This is a genomic window from Winogradskyella sp. ECml5-4 (assembly GCF_036903175.1).
Taxonomy (GTDB): Bacteria; Bacteroidota; Bacteroidia; order Flavobacteriales; family Flavobacteriaceae; genus Winogradskyella; species Winogradskyella damuponensis.
The window spans coordinates 236,883-248,552 of the sequence record NZ_JAYJLF010000002.1; the positions used below are offsets into that span (position 1 = coordinate 236,883).

Here is an 11,670-nt window from a genome sequence, read left to right on the forward strand (position 1 = left end):
TTAATTAAAATATTTTAAAATTTCGGTTAAACTATGCTCCGTTTCATATTCTGCCCCATTAGATTCGTGTTTAGATACTTTTTCATGTTGCCATGTGGTATGAAAAGGCACATGAATCGCTTTTGAACCTATCTTTACAAGAGGTAAAATGTCTGATTTTAATGAATTACCAACCATTACAAACGCTTCTGGCTCAATATCCAATCGTTTTAATAACTGCTTATAATTAACCTCTTGTTTTTCACTTAACACTTCAATATGATGGAAATACTTTAACAATCCTGATTTCTCTAATTTTCGTTCTTGGTCTAATAAATCACCTTTTGTGGCAACAATTAACTTGTAATCTTTAGATAAGGTTTTAAGGACATCTTCTACTCCATCTAATAGTTCAATAGGCTTGTTAATCATATCCTTACCTATCTCTAATATTTCGGCTATTATAGTATTTGACACCTTACCATTAGACAACTCTACTGCCAATTCAATCATTGATAATATAAAGCCCTTAACTCCATAACCATAGATAGATAGATTTTTCATTTCCATCTTAAAAAGCTCTTGGTCTATTTTGTTTGGTGTTTCATAATGCGACAATAAAAGACCAACTCTCTCTTCTGCTTCTCTAAAATAGGTTTCATTCACCCAAAGCGTATCATCGGCATCAAAACCAATTACCTTTATGTTACTGTAATTTACTTCCACAAACGTTTCGCTTTTTCTAAATCTTCAGGTGTATCAATTTCTACTCCTTGTATTTTAGTTTCTACCATTTTTATACGCTTACCATATTCTAGGTACCTGATACATTCAATCTTTTCAGAAGCTTCTAAAAATTGCATTGGTAAAACCGTAAAATCTAATAACGCTTGTTTTCTAAAGGCATAAACACCTTTGTGCTTAAAGTAACGCGCACCTACATTTTTATCTCTTGGAAATGGTATTGGACTTCGTGAAAAATACAAAGCGAAATTTTGCTGATCTACAATAACTTTAACGGTATTGGGATTATTAATTTCTTCTAAATCCTCAATTTCTACCATTAAAGAGGCTAAGTCGATTTCTTTATCCTTATCATCCTTAAACACATCAATAACTTTCGCTAAACTTTCGCCCTCTGTAAACGGTTCATCACCTTGTACATTTATAACAATATCACAATCAATATTAGCTACAGCTTCAGCAATTCTATCACTTCCCGATTCGTGTTCTTTTAAACTCATAATGGCTTTACCTCCATTATTAACAATCTCATTAAAAATAATATCACTATCTGTCACCACATAAACTTCACTAAAGAGTTGCGTGGCAACCGTGGCTTCATAAGTTCTTAGAATTACAGATTTCCCCGCTAAATTTTGCATCAATTTACCTGGAAATCGTGACGCACTATAACGTGCAGGAATCATGGAAATAATTTTCATTTAATAAGATATATATAATGATAGTATTTAATTTCAAAAATAAGATTTAAAAGCTGATTTCGGTCAATTTGATCGTAACTTTTTATAGAGTTTAAATATCAAATAAAATATGAATACTACTAAAATTATAGCTAAAATGGGTAAAAAGATAGAGATTATAGACATTACAATCGAAGTCCCTGTTTCTATAGTTGATACAATTGGATTTCCAAAACCAGCAGTAGATACAGTAGACCCCAAACGTGTTGCACTTGCAGAACTTTTAACAGCTGCTGCAGTACCTCCTCCTGCTATAATTGCTAATGCCCAAGTAATTACCGGACTTAAATCTGCTACGGTAGATACCATAACTGCTGTTCCGGCAATGGTCGCTAACGGAATAGCAATACTATCTAATAAGTTATCTACAACAGGAATGTAGTACGCTACAATTTCGACCAAAGTAGCAATACCCAATGTAATTACAGCTGCTGTGCTTCCAATCCATTGCCAAGATTCATTAAGCTCCCAAACATTAAAATAGGCTGCTAAACTCAAAGCAAACAATGGTAAAAAAACTCTAAAGCCTACGGAAGCCGAAAGACCAATCCCTAAAAAAATACTTAAAATTGTTTCTGTCATTATAGTTTAGTTTGACTCTTTTTCTACAAACATCTCATCTTTAAAACCTATTAAATACAGTTTTTCTTTCGCCCTTGTTATGGCCGTATACAACCATCTAATATAATCTCTGTCCATACCATTAGGTAAGTAAGGTTGCTCTACAAAAATGGTGTTCCATTGGCCACCTTGCGATTTATGACAGGTAATCGCATAAGAAAACTTTACTTGCAAGGCATTAAAATACTTATTGTTCTTAACCCCTAAAAAGCGTTTGTATTTTGTTTCGCCTTCATAATCTTTGGATACTTCTTGGTATAATCGGTTGGACTCTTCATAACTTAAAGATGCGCTTTCTACATCAATAGTATCTAAAAGTAATACGGTTTCAAACGGTTTCATATTAGGGTAATCTACCATTCGTAACTTAACTTCTGCAAATCTAAAACCGTATAATTCTTTGATGCTAAAAATTTCTAGCACTTCAATAATATCACCATTAGCAATAAAACCAGCTTCGGTATTAGGTTTTAACCAAAAATAATTATTCTTTACCACCATTAAATAATCGCCTGCCGAAAGTTCTGTTTCATTAAATAGAATACGTTGACGAATTTGTTGATTGTAAGCATTTGCACGCTTATTACTTCTAACAATAATGGCTGTTTCCTCGTAACCATCGGCACTATAAGCATCATTAATAGCGTCCATAATTTCGTAGCCATCTATTAAGCGTACACTATCTGTAAAGCCATTAAGGTTGAATTTAAAACTCTCATAAAAATTAGATTCTAAAACCGCTCTAAGTTCGGTTGCATTACTTAAAATCCCAGAACCTTGTTCTTGTCGCACCACTTCATCTAACTCAATTCCTACAACATCTTTATTATAGTTTAAACTGAGTCGGTTTTCATCTAAAGCAGGACTTAAATCGGACTTCACCGGAGGCAACTGTGCTTTATCTCCTATTAATAGTAATTTACAGTCGTGACCAGAATACACATATTGCATTAGGTCATCGAGTAACGAACTACTATCAAACGATTTTGTGTCCGAAGGAGTATCTGGTATCATGGAAGCTTCATCAACAATAAAAATAGTATTGCGATGTTTATTAGGTTGCATTACAAAATTGACACCTCCTCCTTTATCTTTTTTAGGAAAATAAATCTTTTTATGAATGGTAAATGCCTCCTTTTTAGAGTAATTTGAAATAACCTTAGCAGCTCGACCTGTAGGAGCTAATAAAACCGCACTTTTTTTTGCTTGCCACAAATTGGAAACAATGGTTCCAATTATGCTAGTTTTACCTGTACCTGCGTACCCTTTTAATAAGTAAATTGAATTTTTATTAGTGTCAAAAATAAATTGAGACAATTGCATTAACACCATGTCTTGCTTAGAAGTTGGTGCAAATGGAAATTTAGATTTTAATAACGAATAGAATGCAGAAGCATTAGAAACCATAACAGAAATAAATATATAGCAAGATACTATTATTCTCTATTTTAAAAGCTCATATTGCATTTAGTTCGCTTTTTTAATATTTTTTATTTTAGATAGTTTTAACGAACAAAAAAAAATTGTAGATTTGCGATAGACCTAATTAATAAAAACATTTATGAAAGTAATTATAGCAATTGTATTAATTATAGCATTGACCATAGGGATTGTGTGGGCAATTGACAAATTTGTTCCAAAAAAGATAAAGCCATTTATCAACTTAATACTTTGGGCTTTAATTTTTGTTTTAGGTTATATGACTTTTAATTCGGTTTATGATGAGATTAAATTTAATCAACTTAAAGTAGAACGTTATAAAGTGGTTATCGATCGTTTAATTGACGTAAGAGACTCACAATTAGCATACAAAGATGTAAATGGCGAATTTGCTGGAGATTTTGACAAACTAATCAAATTTGTAGAAAACGGAAAAGTTCCAATTACACAAAGACGTGACACATTAGTATTAGATGAAGAAAGAACAAAACTTTTTGGTGGTGTAGAAACCATGAAAACAATTACTTTAATTGATACACTAAGCTTTTACTCTGTAAAAGATTCTATATTCAAAGGAAGTGACAGATACAAAACAATGATGAATGTAGGTGTTGGTAAAGAAGGTGCTAAATTCACACTTAAAGCTGGTAAACTAGATGAGTTTCCTGTATTTGAAGTAAGTGTAGATAAAGCGGTTGTTTTGGATGACCAAGAACCTTACTTAATTGAAAAAGAAAATCAAGTTGTTTCTGTAGACGGTGTTAATGGTCCTACTTTAAAAGTAGGTTCTATGGAGGAAGTATTCACTAAAGGAAACTGGCCAAAAAGCTACACAAATAAAGAATAGTTTGAAAATAAACGATATTAAAGAACTGTCCATTCAAATTAATTTGAATGGGCTTTCTTTTTGTATTCTAAACAGAACAACGAATACTGTAGAGTTTCTTAAAATTATTGATTTTGAGCAAAAATTAACACCAGATGCTGTTCTTAATCAACTAAAAACAGAATTAGGTAGCAATGCCGTGTTTTCAGAAGACTTTAATGATGTTTTAGTCATACATCAAAATGAATTGGCAACACTTGTGCCTGAAGAATTTTACAACTCGGCTAATAAAACCGATTATTTAAAATTCAATTCAAAAATACTTAAAAACGATTTTATTACAGAGGACAACATCGCTATAAACAAAAGCGTAAATGTTTATGTGCCGTATGTAAATATTAATAATTACATTTTTGAAACCTTTGGAGAGTTTGTCTATAAACACTCTTCTAGTATACTTATTGATGCGTTTTTACAAAATTCTGAAACAGCAGAAGGTTCAAACGTCTATATCAATGTTAATAAAACTACAATTGAAATATTAGTTGTTGAAAACAGCACTCTACAACTATTTAATGTTTTTGAATACCATAGTAAAGAAGATTTTCTCTACTATATATTATTTGTTTTTGAACAACTAAAACTAGATGTAGAAACCACAGCAGTTCAATTATGTGGCAATATTGTCATTGGAGACGAACTCTTTGTTATGCTCTACATTTATATAAGACACGTTAGTTTTATAGAAGAAGCTTACGACTTTAAAATCGCAGCAGAAACAGACAGGCGCTACCTACACCAACATTTTTTAATCTTAAATTCCTTTTAATGCGTATTATTTCAGGTTTGTATAAAGGCAGACGAATTACAGCTCCTAAAAAATTACCTGTAAGACCAACCACAGATATGGCAAAGGAAGCACTTTTTAACATCATAAATAATCAGTATTATTTTGATGCTATTTCTGTTTTAGATTTATTTTCTGGAACAGGCAATATTAGTTACGAGTTTGCCTCTAGAGGCACTGAAGATATCACAGCTGTAGATGAAAATTACGGCTGCATTAAATTTATAAATGACACTGCTGAAGCTTTTGAAATGACGATTAGCACTATTAAAAGTGATGTTTTTAAATTTCTTGAAAAATCAAAACAAAAGCATAGTATTATTTTTGCCGATCCGCCTTATAATTTTGAATTGGCTGCTTTTTCTAAAATTCCAGAATTAGTTTTTAAGAATGAATTACTTGAAGAGGAAGGTGTACTCATTGTAGAACACTCTAAACACACCGATTTAAGTCAATTAGAACATTACTCACATTCTAAAAGTTATGGTGGGAATATGTTTAGCTTTTTTACAAAGTAACTCTCTATCAGACCTGTAGGTTAATTCCCAATCAATTAAATTCACTAACTTAGTAATCCTAAGTAACTTTCTTTTAATTATTATCACCCTACTGATTTTAATAGCCTCACGCATTAAGTGTTTTTGCTCCAAAATTGATTTGTAACTATTAATCAATTATATAATTTAAAAACAGCTATTATGAAAATCTCAAAAAAGGTTATTATTCTGTCATTTCTATGCCTAAGTATCAGTTTTATTACCAACGCACAAGAAAGTAAAGTGACTATTGAATTTAAAAATGCAGAAACAGCAGTAAAACTCATTAGAACTTACACCGAAGCATTACAAAAAGGAAACGTGAACACTATGAGCTCACAACTTCATGAAAAAGCCATGATATATGGCTTAGGCGGCGGCATAGACTCTTTAAACGTACAACAACACAAAGAATACTACACTAACAGTACAAACCAATTTAAACACTCTATTAGCAGAGATTTATATTTACCCGTAAAAGTTGAAAACAACTGGAATGAAGGAGAATGGATCTTATCTTGGGGAACAAACACAATTACGAATAAAAAAACAGGAAAAGAAGTTATAATCCCCTACCATACAGCTTCTTTGATACAAGATGATAAAATTATATATATACGCTACTACTACGATGTGCTCAACATATTAACAACTCAAGGTTATACTATTACACCACCAAAAAAATAACTATAATCTTTAAATAAACACAAAAACCATCTATTTCTAGATGGTTTTTTATGCTTAAGTAAATCTATAAGCCGAATTCTGTACTCTAATAAAAGAGCCCTTATCATTTATCTACGTTTACTGTTACCAGCAAACTTTAGCTGCCCACCCTCTAACAATCGCGCGTGCACGCTCAAACGTTAGTTTACATGACATTGCACCACATAGAGTTTACCTGGTTTCACTACAGCATTACCTGTACATACTTTCTGTTGCACTTTTCCTAGCCTTACGACTGGTGGCTGTTAACCACTATGATTGCACTATGGTGTTCGGACTTTCCTACCCTAAATAAATTTAGAATCGATAAGGCGATTTACTTGTTGACAAAGTTAAAATATTAGAGCGAAGTGTGGGAATAAATATTATAAAAGAATTAATCCATTTTCTTTAATTCAGTTCTTGGGACTCTAAATAAAAGCACAATTCCTGCTATAAAAAAGATGACGAGAAACAAAATAGCATTTCTCATACTACCAGTAACTTGGTCTATGGTTGCAAAAATGACCATTCCAATAACAATACCTATTTTTTCTGCCACATCATAAAAACTAAAATAAGATGTAGTGTCTTCAGTTTGTGGTAAGAATTTTGAATAAGTAGATCTTGCTAATGATTGTACTCCTCCCATAACTAAACCTACAAAACCAGCAGCAATATAAAACTGCAATGCTGTTTCCATAAAATAGGCATAAAAGCAAAGTGCCATCCAAAAGAAATTAATAACGATAAGTGTCTTTATATTTCCAAATTTTGAAGATGCTCTAGAGGTTAAAAACGCACCAAGTATCGCTACTAATTGAATTACTAAAATACTAGTAATTAATCCTTGGGTTTTCGCATCAGAACTTCCCCAAGCAATCTCTTCTTCTCCAAAATAAACAGCCACCAACATGATGGTTTGAACTGCCATACTAAACACAAAAAACGCAACTAAATATCGTTTTAAGCGCAGGTTTTGTTTTAATTGAATCCAAACTTGTCTCAATTCTTGCAAACCATTAAAAACAACATCTCTTGTCACTTTTCCGCCATTTGAAACACCTTTTGGAAGTATATAAAAGGTGTATTGACTAAATAAAATCCACCATAAACCTACGGTTATAAATGAAACTCTCATTGCTTCAAATGATGCTTTATTCTTGGCCGTTTGCAGTGCTTCGGCGATTTCTTGCTCTGTACCACTTTCTGTTATAGTTTTAGCAATACTCATATCAAAACCAAACCAATCTGGTTTCATTACCATAGCTAAGTTTACGAGTAATAAAACAACACTTCCTAAATAGCCCATGCTAAAACCTTTGGCACTAATACTATCTTGTTGTTCAGGATAAGCGATATCTGGCAAATATGAATTATAAAACACCAAACTTCCCCAATAGCCTATTAATCCCATAAAATAAAATAACAGACTTATATGAACACTATCTAAACTAAACCAATACAAACCTATACAGCCTATACCACCAACATAGCAGAAAAACTTCATAAAGCTCTTTTTATTACCAACGTAATCTGCAATACCAGAAAGAATAGGTGACATAAAAGCAACCACTAAAAACGTAAATGCTGTAACATAAGTAATTAAAGCAGTGCTTTTAAATACCATTCCAAAAGCAGGAACCGTTTTTTCAACTTGAGATACAAATAGTGCAGAGTAAAATATTGGAAATATTGATGATGCAATCGTTAAGGTATAAACAGAATTTGCCCAATCGTAAAATGCCCAGGCATTGAGAAGTTTTTTACTTCCTTTTTTAAGTTCACTCATAAATACTAAATAAAAAAAACTGCTCAAATTGAGCAGCTTCTAAAGTAATCAAATATTTATTAATTCAATATTAATTTATAGGTCTAAAACTCGTTATTCCAAATTTCTTAGCTTCTGCTTTTGCCTTTGGAGCTAATTCTCTTAAGTTTTTAATTCTAGAATCATTACTTGGGTGTGTACTCATAAATTCTGGTGGTGCTTCACCTCCACTATTTGCTTTCATACGCTCCCAAAGTACAGAGGCTTCATCTGGATTATAACCTGCAATTGCCATTAAATATAATCCTATTTCATCTGCTTCTGTTTCATGAGCTCTACTAAAAGGTAACATTCCTGCAACGTTAGAAACAACTCCATAAGACTGATTAAATATCCCTAAAGCTTGTTCATCATTTGATAAGGCTACATTTCCTGCTACAGCTAAACCTTGTTGAATGTACGATGCACTCATTCGTTGTTGACCATGATTAGCCAACGCATGCGCTACCTCATGTGCCATAATTGCTGCAATACCAGTCTCATTTGCTGCAATTGGCAAAATCCCTGTATAAAATGCAATTTTTCCTCCTGGCATACACCATGCATTTACTTGTTCTGATTCGATAAGTTTATATTCCCATTTATAATCGTCTAAATAACCATGATTCCCATTTGCGGTTAACCAACGTTCTGATGCAATTGCAATACGTTGACCTACACGTGTTATCATATCGGCATCTTCAGTTCCAGTTATGACTTTACTATCTGAAAGTACCTGATTATATTGTGCAAATGAAGATGGAAACAATTGATCATTACCAACAAATGCTAAGGTTTTTTTACCTGTAAATGGGTTTGTTGCACATGAAGCCACAAAAGCAACAATTGCAATACCCAATACTAATTTATTAAATTTCATAGCTAATAGTTTTATTAAGAGTTACACTAAAATACAAAAAACATTTTGTACTCTTTGGACACCAAAATAATTAATTGGTCACTAGAAAATCACTAGAATTAAGACTTATTTCCAATGATATGTAACTGAGAAAAATTCTTATCAACAACAATAGATGTTATACCATTTGCTTTCATGCTTTTAAGCGCTATTTTTTCATTATCTAATTGCACTTCTACAATATCAAATGGCAAGCCATGAAATTGAATATTAAAGGTATCATATTTAGTTACAAATTTTCCTTCTTTATACTGATTAATTATTAGCTCTTCAGACTTCCCTCTAAGTGTAAAATTTCTAAGACTGTAACGTCCTTTAGTATAATCAAAACCATCATTGGCATCGCTATAAAGTTCGCTTTCTTCTTTCCCATTTTTATAATAAACATCTAAAGTAATTTCCTTTATTTCTTTTTCTCCAACATATTGTTGAATTGGAAATTTAGGAATTATCGCTCCTTCTTTTACAAAAATTGGCATACTATCAATGTCAGCATCAACCCACATTTCTTTGCCTCCTTTTATAATTTCATTGGTCCAGAAATTATACCAATTACCTTTAGGAATATACATACGTCTTCCTTTAGCATTAGGCTCTAATACAGGGCAAGCTAAAATTTGCTCACCAAAAATAAACTCATCCGTTCTATAATGAGTTTGTACATCTTCTTGATCAAAAAGTACTAAAGATTTCAATAATGGAGTACCATGGTCTACGTAATTCCAGAATGCTGTATATAAATATGGTAATATCTGGTAACGAATTTCAATAAACTTTCTTACAATATCTGTAACATCTTCATCAAAAGTCCATGGTTCTTGATCGCCATGATCTCCAGAAGAATGCACTCTAAAAAATGGATGAAAAATCCCTAATTGAATCCAACGTGTAAACAACTCGCCTTGAGGTTGCTCTGCAAATCCTCCAATATCACTACCAGCAAACGAAAACCCAGACATTGCCATACGTTGTGCTTGTATATTTGCAATCCATAAATGATCCCAAGTAGCGACGTTATCTCCTGTCCAAGTTGACGTGTAACGTTGTGTACCAGAATAAGCTGCACGTGTAATAACAAATGGACGTTTAGGGTATGAATATTTTTTTAAGCCTTGGTATGTTGCTCGCGCCATTTGCATACCATAAATATTATGAGCTTTTCTATGGCTACAAGGGTTACCATCATAATCATGACGCACATCGTCTGGGAAAGTTTTATTAGGCACTTCCATAACAGCTGGCTCATTCATATCGTTCCAAACACCTTTAATTCCGATATCTTCAATCAATTCTTGAAATAGTCCAGACCACCATTCTCTTACTTCAGGGTTTGTAAAATCTGGAAAATAACATTCTCCTGGCCATACTTTCCCTTTCATGTAATCTCCATCGGCTCGTTTACAGAAGTAATCATTTTCTAAAGCCTCCTTAAAAACAGAATAGTCCTTATCTATTTTAATTCCTGGATCAATAATAGCAACGGTTTTAAACCCATCGTCCAATAATTCTTTTACCATTCGTTTTGGATCTGGAAAATACTCTTTATTCCAAGTAAAACAACGGAAACCTTCCATATAATCGATATCTAAATAAATAGCATCACATGGAATTTTTAATTTTCTAAACGTAGATGTAATTTCTTTTACTTTACTTTCTGGATAATAACTCCATTTGCATTGATGAAATCCTAATGCCCAAAGTGGTGGCAAATGGTGTGGTTTTCCTGTTAAATCTGTATAACTTTCTACAACATCACTCATTTTTGGACCGTAGAAAAAATAATAATTCATCTCACCACCTTGTGCCCAAAAACTGGTTACATTTCTACGCTCTTGTGCAAAATCGAAAGACGACTTAAACGTATTATCAAAGAAAATACCATAAGCCTTACCATGATGTAAACCTGTGTAAAACGGAATCGTTTTGTAAATAGGATCTGTATCTTTTCCGTAAGCATATGAGTCTGTTACCCAATTGCTATAGCGTTTCCCTTTTAAGTTAAGATGATTAGGTTTATCTCCAAGTCCATAATAACTTTCGCCATCATTAGACACTTTACTCATCTTTACAATGTTTCCTCCATGCTCATAGCTTTCTTCCCAATGAAATCCACCTTCGTCTTGGTTAATAAGCGTACCATCATTAACATCGTAAATGGATTTTCTCATATCTTCTTTAGAAATTACGCAAAGTAATTTAGACGTTGAGATTTCATAAACATCTTCTTTTTCCTCTATTTCTAACTTGTTGTAACCTGTACTTGCATATTTGGTAATGGCATAAGAAAAATCGTTATTAAAATTACCAACTGTAGTATACCTAAAACGAAGTAAACTATCTCTAACAACCGTTAATTCTAAAATAACATCATTTGCTGCTGTAAAATATAGTTTATCAACGTCTTTTTTAAAATCTATTATTTGCGAAGGAAATAAATCTCCTTTATTTTCTAATTCTGTATTTACAATCATGGGTTAACTTTTAGGCAAAAATTACTTGCAAA

General features: G+C 32.5%; 11 protein-coding genes and 1 other RNA gene. 4 read left to right on the top strand and 8 right to left on the bottom strand.

Annotated elements, in window-relative coordinates:
• The 4 genes from VDP25_RS02630 to VDP25_RS02645 all read right to left on the bottom strand — a co-directional run bounded on the left by VDP25_RS02630 (position 1) and on the right by VDP25_RS02645 (position 3,491).
• Complete coding sequence (locus VDP25_RS02630) at positions 1-705, bottom strand: HAD family hydrolase (protein WP_334466513.1); 705 nt, start codon at positions 703-705, stop codon at positions 1-3.
• Positions 696-1,424 carry a 3-deoxy-manno-octulosonate cytidylyltransferase gene (gene kdsB / locus VDP25_RS02635; RefSeq protein ID WP_215925969.1) on the bottom strand — a complete coding sequence of 243 codons (729 nt, stop codon included), beginning with the start codon at positions 1,422-1,424 and terminating at the stop codon, positions 696-698. Before kdsB ends, VDP25_RS02630 begins: the two co-directional genes overlap by 10 nt.
• 63 nt (positions 1,425-1,487) lie before the next feature.
• The gene (locus tag VDP25_RS02640) at positions 1,488-2,048 is read right to left on the bottom strand and encodes a DUF4126 domain-containing protein (RefSeq protein WP_334466867.1); all 561 of its coding nucleotides are present in this window, start codon (positions 2,046-2,048) and stop codon (positions 1,488-1,490) included.
• 3 nt (positions 2,049-2,051) lie between these two features.
• Complete coding sequence (locus tag VDP25_RS02645) at positions 2,052-3,491, bottom strand: ATP-dependent DNA helicase (protein WP_334466517.1); 1,440 nt, start codon at positions 3,489-3,491, stop codon at positions 2,052-2,054.
• Between the two features lie 154 nt (positions 3,492-3,645).
• Here VDP25_RS02645 and VDP25_RS02650 point away from each other — a divergent pair, with 154 nt between their 5' ends.
• The 4 genes from VDP25_RS02650 to VDP25_RS02665 all read left to right on the top strand — a co-directional run bounded on the left by VDP25_RS02650 (position 3,646) and on the right by VDP25_RS02665 (position 6,420).
• On the top strand, positions 3,646-4,371 hold the full coding sequence (locus VDP25_RS02650; protein WP_334466518.1) for a hypothetical protein: 726 nt from the start codon (positions 3,646-3,648) through the stop codon (positions 4,369-4,371).
• Position 4,372: 1 nt separating this feature from the next.
• Positions 4,373-5,179, top strand: coding sequence for a DUF3822 family protein (locus VDP25_RS02655; protein ID WP_334466519.1), 807 nt, complete (start codon positions 4,373-4,375; stop codon positions 5,177-5,179).
• Positions 5,179-5,715, top strand: a complete 537-nt coding sequence (gene rsmD, locus VDP25_RS02660; protein ID WP_334466522.1) for a 16S rRNA (guanine(966)-N(2))-methyltransferase RsmD — start codon at positions 5,179-5,181, stop codon at positions 5,713-5,715. The genes VDP25_RS02655 and rsmD overlap by 1 nt, the downstream gene beginning before the upstream one ends.
• A gap of 180 nt (positions 5,716-5,895) precedes the next feature.
• Complete coding sequence (locus VDP25_RS02665) at positions 5,896-6,420, top strand: hypothetical protein (protein ID WP_334466524.1); 525 nt, start codon at positions 5,896-5,898, stop codon at positions 6,418-6,420.
• A 51-nt stretch (positions 6,421-6,471) separates the two neighbouring features.
• Here VDP25_RS02665 and rnpB read toward each other — a convergent pair.
• The 4 genes from rnpB to VDP25_RS02685 form a co-directional block, all read right to left on the bottom strand.
• Positions 6,472-6,782, bottom strand: an RNA gene (gene rnpB / locus VDP25_RS02670) — RNase P RNA component class A.
• 53 nt (positions 6,783-6,835) lie between these two features.
• Positions 6,836-8,230, bottom strand: coding sequence for an MFS transporter (locus VDP25_RS02675; RefSeq protein ID WP_334466526.1), 1,395 nt, complete (start codon positions 8,228-8,230; stop codon positions 6,836-6,838).
• A gap of 70 nt (positions 8,231-8,300) precedes the next feature.
• Entirely contained in the window at positions 8,301-9,128 is an 828-nt protein-coding gene (locus tag VDP25_RS02680; protein WP_215925984.1) for a M48 family metallopeptidase, read from the bottom strand.
• Between the two features lie 98 nt (positions 9,129-9,226).
• Positions 9,227-11,638: a glycoside hydrolase family 31 protein gene (locus tag VDP25_RS02685; protein WP_334466530.1), complete on the bottom strand. Its 2,412-nt coding sequence runs from the start codon at positions 11,636-11,638 to the stop codon at positions 9,227-9,229.
• Positions 11,639-11,670: the final 32 nt, after the last annotated feature.